This window comes from Streptomyces sp. NPDC050287 (genome assembly GCF_044459385.1).
Lineage (GTDB): Bacteria > Actinomycetota > Actinomycetes > Streptomycetales > Streptomycetaceae > Streptomyces.
Window position 1 is genome coordinate 813,287 of the sequence record NZ_JBITIY010000002.1, and the last position, 19,851, is coordinate 833,137.

22 protein-coding genes are annotated in these 19,851 nt (G+C 71.6%); 13 read left to right on the forward strand and 9 right to left on the reverse strand.

The genetic code is table 11. The features are described 5' to 3' along the window. Window positions 1–7 precede the first annotated feature (7 nt). Window positions 8–1,051 carry a GNAT family N-acetyltransferase gene (locus tag ACIBK3_RS09035; RefSeq protein ID WP_399363397.1) on the reverse strand — a complete coding sequence of 348 codons (1,044 nt, stop codon included), beginning with the start codon at window positions 1,049–1,051 and terminating at the stop codon, window positions 8–10. Between the two features lie 141 nt (window positions 1,052–1,192). On the opposite strand from ACIBK3_RS09035, the gene fdxA reads away from it, so the two are divergent. Both fdxA and ACIBK3_RS09045 read left to right on the forward strand, forming a co-directional pair. Continuing rightward, window positions 1,193–1,513, forward strand: coding sequence for a ferredoxin (gene fdxA / locus ACIBK3_RS09040; protein WP_030669097.1), 321 nt, complete (start codon window positions 1,193–1,195; stop codon window positions 1,511–1,513). A gap of 108 nt (window positions 1,514–1,621) precedes the next feature. Continuing rightward, window positions 1,622–2,716 carry a bifunctional succinyldiaminopimelate transaminase/glutamate-prephenate aminotransferase gene (locus ACIBK3_RS09045; RefSeq protein WP_399363400.1) on the forward strand — a complete coding sequence of 365 codons (1,095 nt, stop codon included), beginning with the start codon at window positions 1,622–1,624 and terminating at the stop codon, window positions 2,714–2,716. Window positions 2,717–2,831: 115 nt separating this feature from the next. Here the strand turns inward: ACIBK3_RS09045 and ACIBK3_RS09050 are convergent, their stop codons facing one another. Both ACIBK3_RS09050 and ACIBK3_RS09055 read right to left on the reverse strand, forming a co-directional pair. Continuing rightward, window positions 2,832–3,281, reverse strand: a complete 450-nt coding sequence (locus ACIBK3_RS09050) for an ATP-binding protein (RefSeq protein WP_399363402.1) — start codon at window positions 3,279–3,281, stop codon at window positions 2,832–2,834. A 271-nt stretch (window positions 3,282–3,552) separates the two neighbouring features. Continuing rightward, window positions 3,553–4,572 carry a heavy metal transporter gene (locus tag ACIBK3_RS09055; RefSeq protein ID WP_399363404.1) on the reverse strand — a complete coding sequence of 340 codons (1,020 nt, stop codon included), beginning with the start codon at window positions 4,570–4,572 and terminating at the stop codon, window positions 3,553–3,555. Window positions 4,573–4,654: 82 nt separating this feature from the next. On the opposite strand from ACIBK3_RS09055, the gene dapE reads away from it, so the two are divergent. Continuing rightward, window positions 4,655–5,734 carry a succinyl-diaminopimelate desuccinylase gene (gene dapE, locus ACIBK3_RS09060; RefSeq protein WP_399363406.1) on the forward strand — a complete coding sequence of 360 codons (1,080 nt, stop codon included), beginning with the start codon at window positions 4,655–4,657 and terminating at the stop codon, window positions 5,732–5,734. 122 nt (window positions 5,735–5,856) lie between these two features. Further along, window positions 5,857–6,615: a TIGR00730 family Rossman fold protein gene (locus tag ACIBK3_RS09065; protein ID WP_399363408.1), complete on the forward strand. Its 759-nt coding sequence runs from the start codon at window positions 5,857–5,859 to the stop codon at window positions 6,613–6,615. Window positions 6,616–6,677: 62 nt separating this feature from the next. On the opposite strand, the gene folP is transcribed toward ACIBK3_RS09065, so the two are convergent. Beyond that, window positions 6,678–7,538, reverse strand: coding sequence for a dihydropteroate synthase (gene folP, locus ACIBK3_RS09070; RefSeq protein WP_399363410.1), 861 nt, complete (start codon window positions 7,536–7,538; stop codon window positions 6,678–6,680). Between the two features lie 123 nt (window positions 7,539–7,661). Between folP and ACIBK3_RS09075 the strand changes: the two genes are divergently transcribed. Then, entirely contained in the window at window positions 7,662–8,021 is a 360-nt protein-coding gene (locus ACIBK3_RS09075) for a DivIVA domain-containing protein (protein ID WP_399363412.1), read from the forward strand. Then, window positions 8,018–8,605 (forward strand): DNA-3-methyladenine glycosylase I, encoded by a 588-nt coding sequence (locus tag ACIBK3_RS09080; RefSeq protein ID WP_399363414.1) that lies wholly within the window; start codon window positions 8,018–8,020, stop codon window positions 8,603–8,605. Before ACIBK3_RS09075 ends, ACIBK3_RS09080 begins: the two co-directional genes overlap by 4 nt. A gap of 36 nt (window positions 8,606–8,641) precedes the next feature. On the opposite strand, the gene ACIBK3_RS09085 is transcribed toward ACIBK3_RS09080, so the two are convergent. Beyond that, on the reverse strand, window positions 8,642–9,445 hold the full coding sequence (locus tag ACIBK3_RS09085; RefSeq protein WP_399363415.1) for an enoyl-CoA hydratase/isomerase family protein: 804 nt from the start codon (window positions 9,443–9,445) through the stop codon (window positions 8,642–8,644). A gap of 68 nt (window positions 9,446–9,513) precedes the next feature. Here ACIBK3_RS09085 and ACIBK3_RS09090 point away from each other — a divergent pair, with 68 nt between their 5' ends. Next, window positions 9,514–9,678: a hypothetical protein gene (locus ACIBK3_RS09090; RefSeq protein ID WP_399363417.1), complete on the forward strand. Its 165-nt coding sequence runs from the start codon at window positions 9,514–9,516 to the stop codon at window positions 9,676–9,678. Between the two features lie 146 nt (window positions 9,679–9,824). Further along, a complete protein-coding gene (locus ACIBK3_RS09095) occupies window positions 9,825–9,992 on the forward strand; it encodes a DUF3117 domain-containing protein (protein WP_003966491.1) in 168 nt (55 codons plus the stop codon). Between the two features lie 284 nt (window positions 9,993–10,276). Here the strand turns inward: ACIBK3_RS09095 and ACIBK3_RS09100 are convergent, their stop codons facing one another. Then, window positions 10,277–10,975: an O-methyltransferase gene (locus ACIBK3_RS09100; protein ID WP_399363992.1), complete on the reverse strand. Its 699-nt coding sequence runs from the start codon at window positions 10,973–10,975 to the stop codon at window positions 10,277–10,279. Between the two features lie 163 nt (window positions 10,976–11,138). Here ACIBK3_RS09100 and sigE point away from each other — a divergent pair, with 163 nt between their 5' ends. From sigE to ACIBK3_RS09125, 5 genes are all read left to right on the forward strand, one after another. Continuing rightward, window positions 11,139–11,912 carry an RNA polymerase sigma factor SigE gene (gene sigE, locus ACIBK3_RS09105; RefSeq protein ID WP_399363419.1) on the forward strand — a complete coding sequence of 258 codons (774 nt, stop codon included), beginning with the start codon at window positions 11,139–11,141 and terminating at the stop codon, window positions 11,910–11,912. Then, window positions 11,909–12,874, forward strand: coding sequence for an anti-sigma factor family protein (locus ACIBK3_RS09110; protein WP_399363421.1), 966 nt, complete (start codon window positions 11,909–11,911; stop codon window positions 12,872–12,874). The genes sigE and ACIBK3_RS09110 overlap by 4 nt, the downstream gene beginning before the upstream one ends. A gap of 221 nt (window positions 12,875–13,095) precedes the next feature. Then, window positions 13,096–15,099 carry a trypsin-like peptidase domain-containing protein gene (locus ACIBK3_RS09115; RefSeq protein ID WP_399363423.1) on the forward strand — a complete coding sequence of 668 codons (2,004 nt, stop codon included), beginning with the start codon at window positions 13,096–13,098 and terminating at the stop codon, window positions 15,097–15,099. Window positions 15,100–15,254: 155 nt separating this feature from the next. Further along, window positions 15,255–15,710 (forward strand): sec-independent translocase, encoded by a 456-nt coding sequence (locus tag ACIBK3_RS09120; RefSeq protein ID WP_399363425.1) that lies wholly within the window; start codon window positions 15,255–15,257, stop codon window positions 15,708–15,710. A gap of 241 nt (window positions 15,711–15,951) precedes the next feature. Then, window positions 15,952–16,608 carry a hypothetical protein gene (locus tag ACIBK3_RS09125; protein WP_399363427.1) on the forward strand — a complete coding sequence of 219 codons (657 nt, stop codon included), beginning with the start codon at window positions 15,952–15,954 and terminating at the stop codon, window positions 16,606–16,608. Window positions 16,609–16,748: 140 nt separating this feature from the next. Here ACIBK3_RS09125 and ACIBK3_RS09130 read toward each other — a convergent pair whose 3' ends face one another. The 3 genes from ACIBK3_RS09130 to ACIBK3_RS09140 are packed head-to-tail and all read right to left on the reverse strand — an operon-like array spanning window position 16,749 to window position 19,842. Further along, entirely contained in the window at window positions 16,749–17,882 is a 1,134-nt protein-coding gene (locus ACIBK3_RS09130) for an Mrp/NBP35 family ATP-binding protein (protein WP_399363428.1), read from the reverse strand. A gap of 42 nt (window positions 17,883–17,924) precedes the next feature. Further along, window positions 17,925–18,539 (reverse strand): DUF1003 domain-containing protein, encoded by a 615-nt coding sequence (locus tag ACIBK3_RS09135; protein WP_399363430.1) that lies wholly within the window; start codon window positions 18,537–18,539, stop codon window positions 17,925–17,927. After that, a complete protein-coding gene (locus ACIBK3_RS09140) occupies window positions 18,529–19,842 on the reverse strand; it encodes a magnesium transporter MgtE N-terminal domain-containing protein (RefSeq protein ID WP_399363432.1) in 1,314 nt (437 codons plus the stop codon). The genes ACIBK3_RS09135 and ACIBK3_RS09140 overlap by 11 nt, the downstream gene beginning before the upstream one ends. Between the last annotated feature and the right edge of the window lie 9 nt (window positions 19,843–19,851).

Here is a 19,851-nt window from a genome sequence, read left to right on the forward strand (position 1 = left end):
GGACCCCTTACTCGACAGTTCCGGGGGCGCGGTAGTGGTGGTACGCGTGATGCGCCGCGAACCCCATCCCGGCGTACAACTGCCGCGCTCCCGCGTTGTCCGTCTCGACCTGGAGCCACGCGGCCGAGGCCCCCTCCTCCAGCGCCCGCCCGGCCAGCGCGGCCATCACGGTGGTGGCCAGCCCGCGCCGCCGCTGCTCCGGATCCACCTCGACGGCGGCGAAGCCGGCCCACCGCCCGTCGACGACACACCGCCCGATGGCAGCGGGGGCCGCGCCCTGGGACGCGCCCGGCACCGTGGCGAACCACACCGAAGGACCTCCCCCACTCCCGGCTTCGTCCGAACGGGGGGACCCCGATCCCAGCACCTTCAGGGCCACCTCACTCACTCCCTTGCGCTGATAGCGGGCGAGCCACGCCTCGTCCGCCTGGCGCGAGAGCACCACCCCTCCAGGCTCACCCCGGTCGGCTACCGGCGCGAGCGCCCCGGTCCACAGCTCGGCCGTCACCTCCCGCACCCAGCCCCGCCGCTCCAGCTCCGCGCACAGCAGCTCCTGCGTACCCTCCGCACCCGTCGCCGTCTGCACATAGGCGGGCAGGCCACGGTCGCCGTACCACTGTCGTACGACGGTCAGGGCCTCGTCGAGCGGCAGGCCCGGGTCGCCGAGCGGCAGCACCGAGTTCGCCCGCCGCGTAAACCCCTCTGCCGCCCGCAGCTCCCACTCGCCCAGCCGCTCGCTCTCCACCGGCCGCCAGGCCCGGGCCGCGACACGCGCCAGCTCCTCGTAGGAGGCCGCAGGGCCGCGCCTGCGGGCCGGGGCCGGCGGTACGACCTTGCCCGCGACCAGCGCGGATTCCGGAATGCGGACACTTTCGCCGTCCCGGCGCGTGATCAGCAGCACACCCTTGTCCCATGATGTGAGAACACCCACCGTGTCGGTGAACTTCTCGCCCGTGCCGCCGGGCTCGTCCAGGCGCCGGACGGACACCCGTTTACCCACGTCAGCTGCGGAGATACGGACCACGAGGCGTCCCGTCGCAGAGATTTCCACAGGTCAGTTCACCCCTCCTGTTCGGATCATGCCCAAGAACGGAGATACTAGGGGCGGGCATCGACGACGCCGCGCTCCCGCGCGCCAGGTGGCGGAGCCTGAAGACGGCTCGCCAGCGCCCTATCGAGGAGGAACGACAGCGTGACCTACGTCATCGCGCAGCCTTGTGTCGACGTCAAGGACAAGGCGTGCATTGAGGAGTGCCCGGTCGACTGCATCTACGAGGGCCAGCGGTCCTTGTACATCCACCCGGACGAATGCGTCGACTGTGGTGCCTGTGAGCCGGTCTGCCCGGTCGAGGCGATCTTCTACGAAGACGACACTCCCGAGGAGTGGAAGGACTACTACAAGGCGAACGTCGAGTTCTTCGACGAGCTCGGCTCGCCCGGCGGAGCCAGCAAGCTGGGTCTGATCGAGCGCGACCACCCCTTCATCGCCGCGCTCCCGCCGCAGAACCAGTAACAGCGGCCGGCACCCGTGCCGCCTCGGTCCCGTACGACCCGATCACTCGCCTGATCGCCGTACGGGACCGAGGCGTTTGCCGTACTGACGAAAGTGAGCCCGAGAACCGTGTCCGCAGTCTCCGAACGCCTGCCCGCCTTCCCCTGGGACAAGCTGGAGCCGTACAAGACGACGGCCTCCGCGCACCCGGACGGCATCGTCGACCTGTCCGTCGGCACCCCCGTCGACCCGGTCCCCGACCTGATCCAGAAGGCGCTCGTCGACGCGGCCGACTCGCCCGGCTACCCGACGGTCTGGGGCACCCCCGCGCTGCGTGACGCGATCACCGGCTGGCTGGAGCGCCGCCTGGGTGCCCGCGAGGTCACCCACCGGCACGTCCTGCCGATCGTCGGCTCCAAGGAACTCGTCGCCTGGCTCCCCACCCAGCTGGGCCTCGGCCCCGGCGACCGGGTGGCCTACCCGCGCCTGGCCTACCCGACCTACGAGGTCGGAGCCCGCCTCGCCCGCGCGGACCACGAGGTCTACGACGACCCGACGCGACTGGACCCGGCCGGCCTGAAACTGCTCTGGCTCAACTCGCCGTCCAACCCGACGGGCAGGGTCCTGCCGAAGGACGAGCTGACCCGGATCGTCGCCTGGGCGCGTGAGCACGGCGTCCTGCTCTTCTCCGACGAGTGCTACCTGGAGCTGGGCTGGGAGGCCGACCCGGTCTCGGTGCTGCACCCGGACGTGAACGGCGGCTCGTACGAGGGCATCGTCGCGGTCCACTCCCTCTCCAAGCGCTCCAACCTGGCCGGCTACCGGGCCGCGTTCCTCGCGGGCGACCCGGCCGTCCTGGCGCCCCTCCTGGAGATCCGCAAGCACGGCGGCATGATGACCCCGGCGCCGACCCAGGCGGCGGTCGTGGCGGCCCTTGGCGACGACACCCACGTCCACGAGCAGCGGGAGCGGTACACGGCCCGCCGCACCCTCCTGCGCGAGGCCCTGCTCGCGCACGGCTTCCGCATCGAGCACAGCGAGGCCAGCCTCTATCTGTGGGCCACGCGGGACGAGTCCTGCTGGCAGACCGTGGCGCACCTGGCCGAGCTGGGCATCCTGGTGGCGCCGGGCGACTTCTACGGCGAGGCCGGCGCGAGGTTCGTCCGGGTGGCGCTGACGGCGACGGACGAGCGGGTGCGGGCCGCCGTGGAGCGGCTGAAGTAGGCGCGACCGAAACGGCGGACACGCGCGAAACGGCGTCGGCGCACGCGAAACGGCGGGGCTCAGGTGGAAGACCTGGGCCCCGCCGTTTCGCGTGTACCGACGGGACGAGCCGATGTCAGCCGAGCGGGAGGCTCTGCACCGGCAGCTGGTCGGTCGCCGGGAGGCCGCCCTTGGCCAGGGAGTCCGTCGGCAGGCCGTCCTTCGTCGCGGTCTTCGACGCGGTGCCGACGACGTCCTCGGCGGAGCCCGCCGCGTCACCCGCCGCCTTCTGCACCGCGGGCGCCGCCTTCTTCACGGCCTTGCCGCCGGTCTTGCCCACAGTCGGCACCGCCTTCTTCACTGCCTTGCTGCCGGTGTCACCCGCGGTGCCGGTCAGCTTCTGCGCCGCACCGTCGACGGTGCTGCCGACGTTCGCCCCGTCCAGGGCGGTCAGCCCACCGAGGTTCGGGGCGGCGGGCAGCTCGGGGGCCGCACTGGCGGAGCCGGCCGCACCGACCCCGGCAGCCGCTCCCGCAGCGACGAGCAGCGCGGCACGGGCGATCCGTCGGGTCAGGGGGAGGGACATGTTGCTCCTTTGACGGGAGGAAACGATCTCGGACGCCGTGATTACCGCTCGAAGCCCGGGAAGGTTGCGGAGGGCCAACGTAAAGAGTTGGCAATGCGTCGCATTATCGGCTCGGGATAAAAACGGGCAAAGAGTACCTGGGCCGAAATCCGCCGAATCCTTACGGCCCTTTGCCCTCAAGGGTTTCCCCGACAGGGGGTGATGGGCGGAAAGCCCGCGCACACCGCCGCCTGAACCCGGCGGACGTGACCCGTCCGGGTGGGCCACCGCACTACTGTGCAGTCACGATCCGGACCGCGTCCGCATCCTTGTCCGCCGCCTTGTCCGGCTGCTTCTCCGCGTCGGCGGAGCCCGCCGTGTCCGTCGGACGCCACCGGCTGTCGGTGTTCCCGGCGACCCACTCCCGGCCGGCGTACGAGACGCGTTCGATGTGCAGGGCGGAGGCGTTGGCGACCGCCCAGTGGGCCAGCTGCCAGCCGCGCTCCCGCAGGCCGCGGCCGGAACCCCGGTCCGCCCGGTCGGCGGACTCGGTCACGGGCAGCGTCACGGTCCGCCCGTCCTCGCCGGTGGCGTTCGCGGAGGGCGCCGCCGAGGGCGACGGCCTCGACGCGGCGCCCACCTCGGCGGCGGCCGGCTCCACCACGTCCCGCCCGAAGTCCCGTACGAGGGCGGAGCGCACCGCGTCCGGACCGGCGGCCCGGGTGGCGGCCTGGATACCCTCACAGGTCAGGGTGGCCGCCGACCGCCCGGTGAGGGCGGCGGCGAGCAGGGTGGCGTCCGGCTCGTGCTTGGCGTACGCCGTCGGGAAGCCGCTGCGCTGCACGCGCTGCGCGGCGACCGTCAGCGGGAGGTCCGTGTAGTCCGGCACCTTCGCCAGGCGCTTGTAGAAGGCGCCCGCCGCGTACGTCGGGTCCATGATCTCCCGCGGGGCGCCCCAGCCCTGCGAGGGCCGCTGCTGGAACAGGCCGAGCGAGTCACGGTCGCCGTGGTCGAGGTTGCGCAGACCCGACTCCTGGAGCGCGGTCGCGAGCGCTATCGTCACCGCCCGCTCAGGCATCCCGCGGCCGGTACCCACGGCCGCGATCGTCGCCGCGTTCACCGCCTGCTCCGGGGTGAACTCGTACGCCGCCGCCGCGCTCCCGCCCGAGACGACCTTGCATCCCGGTGAGTCCCCGCCTCCGGTGACGTACTGCACCACGAGATAGCCGGCGACGGCGCACAGGACCATGAAGGCCGCCCCGCAACGGAAGAGGCGGCCGCGACGTCTGGGACGAGGGGACTGCTCTGGCATTCGCACAAGATACTGGAGAGTACGGTGCCCCGGTGCCGGCTGTGGACAGTTGGCCGATCACCCGGGCGTTAGGGTCGACAGCATGGCCGACACCCCACTTGACCTCACGCTGGACGCTGCCCGGCTCACCGCGCAGCTCGTCGACTTCCCCTCCGAGAGCGGCACCGAGAAGCCCCTCGCGGACGCGATCGAGACCGCGCTGCGCGCCCTGCCGCACCTGACGGTGGACCGGTACGGCAACAACGTCGTCGCCCGTACGAACCTGGGCCGGCCGGAACGCGTCGTCCTCGCCGGCCACATCGACACCGTCCCCATCGCGGGCAACGTCCCCTCGCGCCTCGACGACGAGGGCGTGCTGTGGGGCTGCGGCACCTGCGACATGAAGTCCGGGGTGGCGGTACAACTGCGCATCGCGGCCACGGTGCCCGCGCCCAACCGTGACCTGACCTTCGTCTTCTACGACAACGAGGAGGTCGCCGCGCATCTGAACGGCCTGAAGCATGTCGCCGAGGCCCACCCGGAGTGGCTGGAGGGCGACTTCGCGGTGCTGCTGGAGCCGACGGACGGTCAGGTGGAGGGCGGCTGTCAGGGCACGCTGAGGATGTTCCTGAAGTTCACGGGGGAGCGGGCGCACTCCGCGCGCGCGTGGATGGGCTCCAACGCGATCCACGCCGCCGCGCCGGCGCTCGCCAAGCTCGCCGCGTACGAGCCGCGCAAGCCGGTCGTGGACGGCCTGCGGTTCCACGAGGGCCTCAACGCGGTACGCGTCGAAGGCGGCGTCGCCACCAACGTCATCCCCGACGCCTGCACCCTCGTCGTCAACTTCCGCTACGCGCCCGACCGCAGCGAGGCGGAGGCGGAGGCCTTCGTCCGCGAGTACTTCGCGGACTGCGGTGTCGACGAGTTCGTCGTCGACGACCACACCGGCGGCGCCCGCCCCGGCCTCACCCATCCCGCCGCGCAGTCCTTCATGGCGGCCGTCGGCGGCGAGGCCCGCCCCAAGTTCGGCTGGACGGACGTGGCCCGCTTCAGCGCGCTGGGCGTGCCCGCCGTGAACTACAGCCCGGGCGACCCGCTCCTCGCCCACAAGGTGGACGAGCGGGTGCGGGCCTCGCTGATTCCGGAGGCGGAGGAGCGGCTGCGGTCCTGGCTGACGTCCTGAACGACGTCCCCACGGCCCGGCTGTGCCGCAGGGCGCTTCACGGCGGACATGCCCGCGTCCCCCGTCCGTAACCCGCGTAGATCTACGCTGAGGTGGAAACACCGCACGCGGAGGGAGCGCACATGGCTACTGGCAACCCCGAGGGCAAGAAGCAGCCGCCGGAGGAGCAGCGCCTGGGACCGGTGCTCCGCAGACGCGGCCAGGTCCAGGCGAGCACGACCGACCAGCGGCTGCTGGACGCGGGCGGCCCCTCGGACTGGGTCCACACCGACCCGTGGCGGGTGCTGCGCATCCAGTCGGAGTTCATCGAGGGCTTCGGCACGCTCGCCGAACTCCCGGCCGCGATCAGCGTGTTCGGCTCGGCGCGGACGCCGGTGGACTCGTCCGAGTACGACGCGGGCGTGCGGCTGGGGCGGGGCCTGGTGGAAGCGGGCTTCGCGGTGATCACGGGCGGCGGGCCGGGAGCCATGGAAGCCGCCAACAAGGGCGCCAGCGACGCGAACGGCATCTCCGTCGGGCTCGGCATCGAACTGCCCTTCGAGCAGGGACTGAACCCCTACGTCGATATCGGCCTGAATTTCCGGTACTTCTTCGTCAGGAAAATGATGTTCGTGAAGTACGCACAGGGATTCGTGGTCCTGCCCGGCGGCCTCGGCACCCTGGACGAACTCTTCGAGGCCCTGACCCTGGTCCAGACCCAGAAGGTCACCCGCTTCCCGATCGTCCTCTTCGGCACCGAGTACTGGGGCGGGCTCATCGACTGGCTGAAGAACACCCTGGTCGCCCAGGGCAAGGCGGCGGAGAAGGATCTGATGCTGTTCCACCTCACGGACGACGTGGACGAAGCGGTGGCGTTGGTGTCGAAGGAAGCGGGGCGCTAGCGCGGGGTGCGCGGAGGCCGGGGGTCCGGGCGGCGGGGCCCCGGCGGCGGCGGGGGAACGCCCTACGCCAACCCCCGCCGGGCCACCGCGGGGTCCCGGTGGCCCGCGATCGACGCCACCATGTCCAGCACCTGCCGCGTCTCCGCCACCTCGTGCACCCGGTACACCTGCGCGCCCAGCCACGCCGACACCGCCGTCGTGGCCAGCGTGCCGACCACCCGTTCCTTCACCGGCCGGTCCAGCGTCTCTCCCACGAAGTCCTTGTTGGACAGGGACACCAGCACCGGCCAGCCCGTCGCGACCATCTCGCCCAGCCGCCGCGTCGCCTCCAGACTGTGCCGGGTGTTCTTCCCGAAGTCGTGCCCGGGATCGATCATCACGGACTCCCGCGGCACACCGAGGGACACCGCCCGCTCGGCGAGGCCCAGGGTCACCTCCAGGATGTCGGCCATGACGTCGTCGTACGTCACCCGGTGCGGCCGTGTCCGGGGCTGGGCACCGCCCGCGTGCGTGCACACCAGCCCCACCCGGTACCGCGCGGCGACCTCCGCCAGAGCGGGGTCCACGCCGCCCCACGCGTCGTTCAGCAGATCCGCACCGGCCTCGCAGACCGCCTCGCCGACCTCGGCCCGCCAGGTGTCCACGCTGATGACGACGTCCGGGAAACGCCGCCGGACCTCCGTCACGAAGCCGACGGTCCGCCGCGCCTCCTCCTCGGCGGTCACCTCCTCGCCCGGCCCGGCCTTCACCCCGCCGATGTCGACGATGGCCGCGCCCTGAGCAACCGCCTCCTCCACGCGCGCGAGCGCGGGTTCGTCGTGGAAGGTGGCTCCCTGGTCGTAGAAGGAGTCCGGGGTCCGGTTCACGATCGCCATGATCACCGGCTCGTGCGGTTCGAATTCCCGCCTGCCCAGCCTGAGCATCCCCTGTGACCTCTCCTAGTTCGTCCGGCAACCGACCGCCTGCGACCCTAACTGTCAGCCTCGCATGGCACGATCGGACCCTGACACATTCGACACCGAGCTCAGACCGTGGGGACGTCAGCGATGGTTATGTTCTTGTTCCTGGTCATCGCGCTGGCCGTGGTGGTCGCCGCGGTGACGCTCGCCGTCGTGGGCGGCGGCGAGGGCGACGGCCCGCTGCCGGAGGCCGCCCCCGAGCGGCTGCGGGACTTCCTGCCGCCGGACCGCCCGGTGGGCCGCGCGGACATCGAGAGCCTGCGCTTCCCGCTGGCCGCCCGCGGCTACCGGATGGCGGACGTCGACGACGCGCTCGGCCGCGTCGCCGCCGAACTCGCCGAGCGGGACGCCCGTATCGCCGACCTGGAGTCCGCCCTGGCCGGCGCACGGGCCGCCGCGAGCCACCTGTCCCTGGACAAGCCCGCCCGGCAGGAGGACCAGCCGTGAGTGACGGCGCCGCCCTCGCCGGTCCGGACGGCGCCCCGCGCTGCCCCTGGGCCCTGTCCACCGAGGACTACGTGACGTACCACGACAAGGAGTGGGGCCGCCCGGTCCACGGCGACGACGCGCTCTTCGAACGCCTGAGCCTGGAGGCCTTCCAGTCCGGCCTGTCCTGGATCACGATCCTGCGCCGCCGCGAGGGCTTCCGCGCCGCTTTCGCGGGCTTCGAGATCGCCAAGGTCGCCACCTTCACGGACACCGACAGGGACCGCCTCCTCGCCGACCCCGGCATCATCCGCAACCGGGCCAAGATCGACGCCACCCTCGCCAACGCCCGCCTCCTGGCCGACTGGATCCCGGGCGAGCTCGACGACCTCATCTGGTCCCACGCCCCGGACCCGGCCACGCGTCCGGCTCCCCGGACACTTTCCGACGTGCCGGCGGTCACGCCCGAGTCCACGGCCCTGTCGAAAGCCCTCAAGAAACGTGGCATCCGCTTCGTGGGCCCGACGACGGCGTACGCGTTGATGCAGGCGTGCGGACTGGTCGACGACCACCTGGAGGCATGCGTGGCCAGGAGCGCTGGCTAAGGAGCGTCGGGGAAGGCCGGGTGAGGGGCGAGGGCGCTACCGCCCCAGGTACTTGGGCTTCTCCTTGTTCACGAACGCCTGCACCGCGATCGCGTGGTCCTGCGACGACCCCGCCCGCGTCTGCAGCTCGTCCTCCTTCTCCAATGTCTGAGCCAGCGAGTGCGACAGCCCGAACGCCACCGCCTCCTTGATCGCCCCGTACGCCACTGTCGGTCCCTCGGCCAGCGTCCGCGCCACCTTCTCGGCCTCGCCGCGCAGCGACGACGCCGGCACCAGACGGTTCGCGATACCCAGCTCGTAGGCCTCCTGCGCCTTGATGCTGCGAGGGAAGAGCAGCAGGTCGGCGGCGCGTCCGGGGCCGACGACCCGGGGCAGGGTCCACGAGACGCCCGAGTCGGCGGTCAGCGCGACGCCCGCGAAGGACGTGTTGAAGGCCGCCGTGTCCGCCACCACCCGGAAGTCCGCGGCCAGCGCGAATCCGAACCCGGCGCCGGCCGCCACCCCGTTCACCCCGGCCACCACCGGCTTGGGCGTCTCCGTCAACGCCCGTACGACCGGGTTGTAGTGCTCCCGGACGGTGCTCATGGTCTGCCCTGTGCCCGCCTCGCGGTCGGCCGCCAGCAGCCCGATGTGCTCCTTGAGGTCCTGGCCCACGCAGAACGCCCGGTCACCGGCGGCGGTCAGGAGCACGGCCCGTACGGCAGCGTCGTCCGCAGCGGAGCGCACCGCGTCCCGGAGGGCGACCTTGGTCTCGATGTTCAGCGCGTTCATCGCCTCGGGGCGGTTCAGCGTGATCGTCGCGAGTCCGTCGCTCACCTCGTACAGCACGGTGCCGGCCATGGCGTTGTCCCCTCCGGTGTCGCGGTCAGGACGTACCGGTCAGTACGTCCTGGTGTCCGAAGGACAGCATGGCGGAGATCATCGCCGGGGAGCCCGTGCGGACGTGTGACCTGCGTCAAAGAAATACGGACGGCATCCGGTCGGCCGATCTTCGTGCGGCGGCGCAGTATCGCAGCCACATCGCCGAATTGAGTGGTTTTGCTCGCGCGCGTTGCCCAAGCGATGCCGACTGATGTTGGTCATCGGGTCCTGAGATGCGGGATAATGGCTGGGAAGCAATGTGTTCGATGCCGGTGGCGCGTGTCCCACTCCAGGAATGCGCGTGCCCTCCAGGGCTGTCGGCTGTGGCGATGAGCTGGTTTCAGGAAGGGGAACGAGCATGGCGGCCATGAAGCCGCGGACGGGCGATGGCCCGCTCGAGGTGACCAAGGAGGGGCGGGGCATTGTCATGCGCGTTCCGCTCGAAGGCGGCGGTCGACTCGTCGTCGAGCTGACCCCTGACGAGGCCGACGCGCTCGGTGACGCCCTCAAGAAGGTCGTCGGCTGACGCGGAAGCGACCATACCCTTTCGGCTGCCCCGGCATCGCACACGGTGCCGGGGCGGCTTTTTCACCGGGGAATCGCCTCGGGACACGCCGAAAGGGTCACGGTTTGGCCGCGCTCCCCATGCCGCCCCGAACGTACCCGCCACCGCGCTCGTACCCGGCCCCGCTCATCCCGGCAGTGCGTTCATCGTTCGACGGCGTTCATCGTTCGACGGCGTTCATCGTTCGACGGCGTTCATCGTTCGACGGCGTTCATCGTTCGACGGCGCTCATCGTGCGGCGGCGCTCATCGTTTGACGGCGCACAGCAGTCCGTCGCCGACCGGAAGCAGGGACGGCACCAGCTCCTGGCTCTCGCGCACCGCGCGCAGCAGCTCCCGCAGCCGCAGGACCTCCGTGGGCTGCGGGCCCGAGTCCACGGTGCGGCCGTTGGCGAAGACTCCCTCGAAGACGACGAGGCCCCCCGGCCGGAGCAGGCGCAACGATTCGGCGAGATAGTCCAGGAACTCCTGGCGGTCACCGTCGCAGAAGACGAGGTCGTAGCCGGCGTCCGCGAGCCGGGGCAGCACGTCCAGGGCGCGGCCGGGGATGAAGCGGGCCCGGTTGCTGGCGAAGCCGCTGGCGCGGAAGGCCTGGCGGGCGAACTGCTGGTGCTCCGGCTCGGGGTCGACCGTGGTCAGCACACCGTCCGGGCGCATGCCGTTCAGCAGATGGATCCCGGACACGCCGGTCCCGGTGCCGATCTCGGCGACCGCCTTGGCGTCCACGGTGGCGGCGAGCAACCGCAACGCCGCACCCGTGCCGGGCGACACCGAGCGCAGCCCCGCCTCGCGGGCCCGGTCCCGGGCCCAGCGCAGGGCTTCGTCCTCGGCGACATAGGCGTCGGCGAACGCCCAGCTCGTCTGCCGGTTGCCGGTAATGACCCTCTCCTGTCCCCGTGGTTGCCTGGGCGTGACTGTATCCGTTGGCGCCGGGAACCCGCAGATGGGACCGGGCGTTTAGAGGGGTGGGAGACAGAGCGGGGGGACACAGTTGGATCACGGTGACGAGCGAGAGCTCGAGCAAGTGCTGACGCAGCCGGATGAGCCGTGTCAGCCCAGATCAATTTCTCGTAAAACCGCTTATCCGGAGCTAACGGGCGAGGTGGCTATGGTAGGGGCTCCAGTGGACACCCACAGAGCCGACAGGGGAGGTGCGGCCGTACCTGTGGATCGGGGAGGAGCGCTGCGGCGCTTCCTCGGATCGGCGGGCAGGCCGAAATCCGTGAACGACACCGCTGCTGACCCCAGCCACGCCGCTGAACACGACCGGACCGCGACCTTCTCCACCGACGCGGACGGGCAGGCGTGGACTCCGCCCACCTGGGAGGAGATCGTCAGCACGCACAGCGCCCGGGTCTACCGGCTCGCCTACCGACTGACGGGCAACCAGCACGACGCCGAGGACCTCACGCAGGAGGTCTTCGTCCGCGTCTTCCGCTCCTTGTCGACCTACACGCCCGGCACCTTCGAGGGCTGGCTGCACCGCATCACCACCAACCTGTTCCTCGACATGGTCCGCCGCAAGCAGCGCATCCGCTTCGACGCCCTCGGCGAGGACGCGGCCGAGCGCCTGCCCAGCCGCGAGCCGTCACCCCAGCAGGTCTTCAACGACGCGCACTTCGACGCGGACGTCCAGCAGGCCCTCGACACCCTCGCCCCGGAGTTCCGCGCCGCGGTCGTCCTGTGCGATATCGAAGGCCTGTCGTACGAGGAGATCGCCGCGACCCTGGGCGTCAAGCTCGGCACGGTCCGTTCCCGGATCCACCGCGGCCGCTCGCAGCTGCGCAAGGCCCTCGCGCACCGCTCCCCGGAGGCCCGGGCCGAGCGTCGGTCCTTCATGGCCCGTGTCCCCGCGCTGGGGGGAGGGGGCGCGACCGCGTGAGTGGATCACGGCCTACCCCGTCCGAACAGCACTTGGGAGACCGACTCGCCGCTCTTGTGGACGGCGAGCTCGGTCATGAGTCACGCGACCGCGTCCTCGCGCACCTGGCCACCTGCGCCAAGTGCAAGGCGGAGGCCGACGCACAGCGCCGGCTGAAGAACGTCTTCGCGGAGGCCGCCCCGCCCCCGCCCTCCGAGAGTTTCCTGGCCCGCCTCCAGGGGCTCTCGGCCGAGAGCGATCTGGCGGACGACGATCCGCCCTTCGGTGGATCAGGATTCACCGGAGGACTGTCCGGACGGCCCGGCGCCCCCGGGGTCTTCGGCCTGAAGCGCGGCGAGCGGTTCGAGTTCGACTACGTTCCGGCTCGTCCGCACGCCTCCGTGCTGCCGCCCTCCCCCGCGCACCGGGGCTTCCGCATCCATGACGTCAGCCGTCACGACGCCGATCGGTCGTCCTCGCGCGGGCTGCGGTTCGCGTTCGCCGCGGCCGGAGCGGTCTCCCTGGCCGCGATCGCGCTCGGCGGCGTCACCACGGTGACGCCGGGCGACACAGCCGTGGACGCGCGCGGTGGTACGGGGACGGGCAGCAATGTGACCCCGGCCCGGACCCAGGGCACGGGCGCCACCACGGCGCCCGAGAGCCAGCGGCGCCGCGGCACCGGCCCGCTGCTCGCGCAGGGCCAGGGAGCGCTCGGTGACACCCCGGTCGCCCCGACCACGGTGTCCGCGCCGCTGCTGCCCGGCGTGCCGTCGCCGGCGACGGGCGCACGCGAGGAGGTCGTGCACGCGCTGGCCGCGCCCATGATGGCCGGAGCGGCCGCGATGTCCCCGTTGATACGACCGCTCAGTGCCACCCCGCCGCTCTCCCTGACCGACTGGTCCACCGCCCCGGACCCCTCACCCGGTCTGCTCGCCGTACCCGTGCCGGACAAGACCTCCGCTCCCTCCAGCACCCCCCGCTGACCTGCCTGAGCGCCGGTGGCCCGCGAACCTGGTTGAATCCAGAGGAGTCGACGAACTTCGGCCACCGCCGACGAGCCGTGCGGGGGCCGGGGCCGGTCCGTCGCATCAGGTCACGGGAGCTGCCGCCACCCTCCGGACGCCACCCTCCGGGGGAGAGCCGGTGTCGCGTCCGGGGCCTGATCCGCCGGCCGGCCCCGGGAGGCCGTGACTGTGGGGAGAGCATGAATCAGGGGAAGCCCGCGGAGGCGAACGAACCGGCCCCGACGCCGGACGAGGCGACCGAGGTGAGCGGGGAGTCGGGGAACGGGTCGGCCAGGCCGGAACCGACCCCGAGCCGGACGGCCGACGCGGCACCGACCCACGCCGGGCCGGGTGCCCGCGCCGTCGGTTCCGACGGCGACTTCGAGCTCAGGGCACCGCACCCGTCGGCAGCTTCCGAGGGCGACTACGAACTGAGGCACCCGGACCCGGTTATCCCCGCGCCCGCTGAGGAGCGGCCCGTCGGTCCCTCAGCGGCGGACACCTCCGGCCCCGCTGCCGAGCGTCCCGGACCTCTCCACGACCCCGACCCCTACGGCACGCCTCCGTACGGCGAACCAGGCCCCTGGGCCCCCGCCCCACCCGTACAGCACCCGACCACCCCCGTCCCGCCGGCGGTGTCCGACGCCCGCGCCCAGCCCCCGATGCCCGCCTCGACCGCACAGACACCGCATCCGGTGCCCGCCCCCGCCGTACAGACACCGCCCGCGCCACCCGCCCCCGCGATGCAGGCACCACCGCCCGCGCCCGCGCCACCCGCCCCCGCGATGCAGGCACCACCGCCCGCGCCCGCGCCACCCGCCCCCGCCATACAGACACCACCGCCCGCCCCGGCGTCCGCGCTGTCGCCCCAGCACCCCGCTCCAGCGACCGCCCCGTGCCCGCCGCCCCCGCACCCCGCGTCCGCAGCCGACCAACAACCGCCGCTCCCGACCACCGCCGTCACCGCCCCCGTCACTGCCCCCGTCACCCCCGCCGACACCCCGCCGGCCGCCACCCCCTGGCAGAACTACGACCCCTGGGCCCCCGTCACCGCCCCGCTCCAGCAGACCGGAGCCGCCGTGTCGACCAAGGAGCAGCGGCGTAAGAAGGGCAGGAGGGTGCTTGTCGGGGCGGCTGTGCTGCTCGCTCTGGTGTCGGGGGGCGTGGGAGGGGCCGTAGGGGCCTATCTGGAGCGCAACGGGGGGATCGGGGAGGTGGAGCTGCCGCAGGTCGGCCCGGGGCCTTCCGGGCGGGCTCCGGACAGCGTGGCCGGGATCGCCGCGCGGGCCCTGCCCAGCGTGGTGACGTTGCACGTGACCGGGTCCGGGGAGCAGGGCACCGGTACCGGGTTCGTCCTCGACGACCGCGGTCACATCCTCACCAACAACCATGTCGTGGAGTCCGCCGGAGCCGACGGCGAGATATCGGTGACCTTCAACAGCGGCGACACCGCCAAGGCCACCGTCGTCGGCCGGGACAGCGGCTACGACCTCGCCGTCGTCAAGGTCAGGGGCGTCAGCGGCCTGGTGCCGTTGCCCCTCGGCAACTCCGACAACGTCCAGGTCGGAGACCCGGTCGTCGCCATCGGCGCCCCCTTCGACCTGGAGGGCACCGTCACCTCCGGCATCATCAGCGCCAAGGAACGGCCCATCACCGCCGGCGGCGCGAGCGACGTGTCGTACGTCGACGCCCTGCAGACCGACGCGCCGATCAACCCCGGCAACTCCGGCGGGCCCCTCCTCGACGCGCGGGCCCGCGTCATCGGCATCAACTCCGCCATCCGCTCCGCCGACGGCGGCAGCGACTCCGAGCCGGACAGCGGCAAGGCCGGCTCCATCGGCCTCGGTTTCGCCATACCGGTCAACCAGGGCAAGCGGGTCGCCGAGGAACTGATCAACACCGGACGGGCGACCCACCCGGTCATCGGCGTCACCCTCGACATGGACTACACCGGCGACGGCGCCCGCGTCGACGCCAGGAGCAGCGACGGCGGCCCCGCGGTCACCGTCGGCGGCCCCGGCGACCGGGCCGGCGTCAAGGCCGGCGACATCATCACCGAGGTCGACGGCCGGCGCGTCCACTCCGGCGAGGAGCTCGTCGTCAGGACCCGCGCGCACCGCCCCGGCGACCGTCTGGAACTCACCTTGGAGCGCGGCGGCGAACAGCGGACCATTTCACTGGTCCTCGGATCCTCCGGAGGCTGACAGCAACCTCACAGAAAAGCAGCCGGTCACATTCGGAAACCCCGGGACAGTACCGGTCGTACAGGATCGCCGGGTACCGTGGACCCGGCCCGGACCACGGAAGACCGCACAGACCACCGAGGGCCGAGGACCGAGGACATCGCAAGGAGCTTCAGGTGTTCAATGACATAGGACCACTCGAGCTGGTGACGCTCGTTGTCCTCGCCGTGCTCGTCTTCGGTCCGGACAAGCTCCCGAAGGTCATCCAGGACGTCACACGGACGATCCGCAAGATCCGTGAGTTCTCGGAGAGCGCCAAGCAGGACATCCGGCAGGAACTGGGCCCGGAGTTCAAGGACTTCGAGTTCGAGGACCTCAACCCCAAGACGTTCATCCGCAAGCAGCTGGACAACGACGATCTGGGGCTCAAGGAGATCCGCAACGGCTTCGACCTGAAGAAGGAGATGGCCGAGGTCACGGACGCCGTCCACGGCCGCGAGCCGGAATCCTCCTCGACCGGGTCCTCGTCGTCGGGGTCCTCGACCGGAACCTCCGGCGGCGCCATCGACATGACGAAGAAGCCGGAGAAGCCCGAAGACGACCGGCCGCCCTTCGACGCGGACGCCACCTGAGCGGCCACGCCGTGATCCCGTAGGCATGCACTGCCTTACGTGACGCGTTTCATACTCCGCCGTGCCGCTGTACGGTCTCAACGCGCCCCGAGAACGCCCCACGCGCCGGGCGCTTTCCCGGCTGCTCGCAGCGGTGTGGCTATGCTGCCGAGTTGTTGTGCGGGCCGTACGCGAACCAGCAACGCCGCCCGAAGGGGGGCGGGCCGTCCGGTCCGACGAGAGCGAGGAGGCGTCCGGGCACATGGAGACGACGAGTCGGGCAGTCGCGCAGACGCCGGCCGCGGAGGGCGGACAACCGGTCCCCTCCGCCCGGCGTACGGTCGACGGCTACCTGCTGGCGCCCTTCCCGTGGTACGGCCTCGACGAGGCCTTCACGGGACCGCGCTGGCTGATGCAGGTCGGGACGGCGGCCGACGGGGCCGTCGAACACGGTTCGATCGGACACGGCGACGAGCCCTCCGTACGGAACGAGTCGTCGGAGGACAAGGAGAAGTTCGCGGTGGTGGTGACCGTCGCGGCGAATCCCGTGCGGCGCAGCGCGGACGGTACCGGACTCCTGGAAGCCACGTCGGTGTCCTCGGCGGCCTGGCTCGCGGGGGTGGGGCTGCTGTCCTTCACCTGGCCCGGGCAGATGGACCACACGCTGCGGGACGACTGGCTGGAGCAGCAGACGGAGACGGCGTGGGCCCTGGCCGACGACCTCGACGGGTCCGACTGGTCGACGCTGTCCCTGCCCGTGGACGGCGTGCCGACGCCCTTCCACTACCGGGAGTCCGAGTTCGGCTGGGTTCTGGCCGGGTCGACCCAGCAGGGCGTGCACGTGGGGGCGTACGGGAGAGGCATGAGCGCGTACGGACTCGGGTTCGCGATGATCAAGGACATCTCGGCTTACGCCTAACCGGCTCTGCGCCTGCCGGTTCTACGCCTGCCGGTTCTACGCCCAGCTGGTTCCACGAGGATGGGGGCGCCGTCTCACGGACGGCGCCCCCATCCTCGTAGTAGGACCATGGAAAAGTCGTGGAGGACGCGGGAACCGATCTAGAACTTGTTCCTCGGAGTGATCCCCAAGGACAGTCCCGACAGGCCTCGTTGGCGCCCGCCGAGCTTCCCCGCGATCGCGCGCAGAGCCGCGCCCGCCGGGGAGTCCGGGTCCGTCAGGACGACCGGCTTGCCCTCGTCGCCGCCCTCGCGGAGGCGGACGTCGATGGGGATGGAGCCGAGGACCGGGACCGAGGCGCCGGTGGTCCGCGTCAGGCCGTCGGCGACCGACTGGCCGCCGCCCGTGCCGAACACGTCGACCATCTCGCCGCAGTGCGGGCAGGGCAGGCCCGACATGTTCTCCACGACGCCGACGATCTTCTGGTGGGTCTGGACGGCGATGGAGCCCGCCCGCTCGGCGACCTCGGCCGCCGCCTGCTGAGGCGTCGTCACGACGAGGATCTCCGCGTTCGGCACCAACTGGGCCACCGAGATCGCGATGTCGCCCGTTCCCGGCGGCAGGTCGAGCAGGAGCACGTCCAGGTCGCCCCAGTACACGTCCGCCAGGAACTGCTGGAGGGCGCGGTGGAGCATCGGGCCGCGCCAGACGACCGGGGTGTTGCCCGGCGTGAACATGCCGATCGAGATGACCTTCACGCCGTTCGCGGACGGCGGCATGATCATGTTCTCGACCTGGGTGGGAGTGCCGTCGGCGCCCAGCATGCGCGGCACGGAGTGACCGTAGATGTCGGCGTCGACCACGCCCACCTTCAGGCCGTCCGCCGCCATGGACGCCGCCAGGTTCACCGTCACCGACGACTTGCCGACGCCGCCCTTGCCGGAGGCGACCGCGTACACCCGGGTCAGCGAGCCCGGCTTGGCGAAGGGGACCTCGCGTTCGGTCTGGCCGCCGCGCAGCGCGGTCGCCAGTTCCTTGCGCTGCTCGTCGCTCATCACGTCCAGCGTGACGTCGACGCGGGTGACGCCCTCGAGCGCCGAGACCGCGTCCGTCACCCGCTGAGTGATCGTCTCGCGCATGGGGCAGCCGGAGACCGTCAGGTACACGGTGACCGCGACCGCCCCGTCCGCGCCGATCTCCACCGATTTGACCATTCCGAGTTCGGTGATGGGGCGGTTGATCTCGGGGTCGTTCACCGTCGCCAGTGCTTCGCGCACCGCGTCTTCCGTAGCCATATGGAGATGGTACGGCGCCGCACACGGGCCTCGGAAAGCCCGTCAGTGGTCGTCTGCGTCACGTCCCCGCGGCGGTTCCGCCGGAATCGCGTGGAATGCGCTGTGCTGCTGGGGGTGGTGGCCGTCGCGCCGCGCCTCCAGCTCCTTCACCATGTCCTGCAGCTCGGAGCGGATCCAGTCCCGGGTGGCGACCTCGCCCAGACCGATGCGCAGGGAGGCGATCTCCCGGGTCAGGTACTCGGTGTCCGCGATGGACCGTTCGTTCTGCTTGCGGTCCTGTTCGAGGTTGACCCGGTCGCGGTCGTCCTGCCGGTTCTGCGCGAGCAGGATCAGCGGGGCCGCGTAGGAGGCCTGGAGGGACAGCATCAGGGTCAGAAAGATGAACGGGTAGTTGTCGAAGCGCAGGTCGCGCGGGGCGAACACGTTCCACAGCACCCACACGATGATGACGACCGTCATCCAGACGATGAACCGCCCGGTGCCCAGGAACCGCGCGATGCGCTCCGAGAGCCGTCCGAAGGCCTCCGGGTCCCACTCGGGCAGGAACCGGCGCCGGGGCGGGCGCGGCTGGTCCAGGCGGGTCGTACGGGGGCGGGTGGTGGCGGTGGCGCCGGCCGGCGTACGCTCCCGGGCGCCGCTCTCACGCTCAGGCGTCACGGGAAGCCACCTCCTCGTCGTCGTCCTCGGTGTCGGTGTCGTCCTCGTCGAGGTCGTCGAACTCGGTCTCCCGCCAGTCGTCGGGCAGCATGTGGTCGAGTACGTCGTCCACGGTCACCGCGCCCAGCAGCGCCCCCGCCTCGTCCACCACCGGCGCCGCGACCATGTCGTACGTCGCGAAGAACCCGGCGACCAGGGGCAGCGCCGCGTCCGGGTCGAGGGGTTGCAGGTCGTCGTCGATGATCGAGCTGACCAGGGTGTACGGGGGGTCGCGCAGCAGCCGCTGGAAGTGGACCGTGCCGAGGTACTTGCCGGTCGGGGTCTCGTCGGGCGGTCGGCAGACGTACACCTGTGCGGCGAGGGCGGGGGAGAGGTCGGCGTTGCGGACGCGGGCGAGCGCGTCGGCGACGGTCGCGTCGGGCCGCAGCACGATCGGCTCGGTGGTCATGAGGCCGCCCGCGGTGTGTTCCTCGTACGCCATCAGGCGCCGCATGTCGGCCGCGTCGGCGGGCTTCATCAGGCTCAGCAGCCGCTCCTGGTCGTCCGTGGGCAGCTCGGCGAGCAGGTCGGCCGCGTCGTCGGGGTCCATGGCCTCCAGGACGTCGGCGGCACGTTCCTCCTTCAGCTTGCCGAGGATCTCGATCTGGTCGTCCTCCGGCAGCTCCTCGAGGACGTCGGCGAGGCGGTCGTCGTCGAGGGCGGCGGCGACCTCCGCGCGCCGTTTGGGGGAGAGGTGGTGCAGCACGTTGGCGAGGTCGGCGGGGCGCAGCTGCTCGAAGGTGGCCAGCAGGCTCTCCGCGCCCTGTCCGTGCTCCTCCAGCGAGAAGCCGGTGACGGCGGACCACTCGACGGTCAGGGTCTCCCCCTTGCGCCGGAACGCGCCGCCCTTGCCGCCCTTGCGGACGAACACCCGGTCGATCTCCCAGTCCCGGCGGGCCGGCAGCTGCTGCACCGACACGTCCAGGACCGTGATGTCCTCACCGGTCTCGACGAGGGTGACGCGCCGGTCGAGGAGTTCCCCGAAGACGAGCCGCTCGGTGGGCCGTTGCTCGAAGCGGCGGACGTTGACCACGCCGGTGGTGATGACCTGTCCTGACTCGATGCCGGTGACCCGGGTGATGGGCAGGAAGATGCGGCGGCGCGTGGCGAGTTCGACGACCAGCCCGAGCAGGCGGGGCGGCCGCCGTCCGACGCGCAGCATGACGACCATGTCGCGCAGCCGGCCGACCTGGTCTCCGGTCGGATCGAAGACGGCGACGCCGGCGAGGTGCGAGACGAAGATCCGGGGGGCGCCCGCTGCCATGGCTGTGCT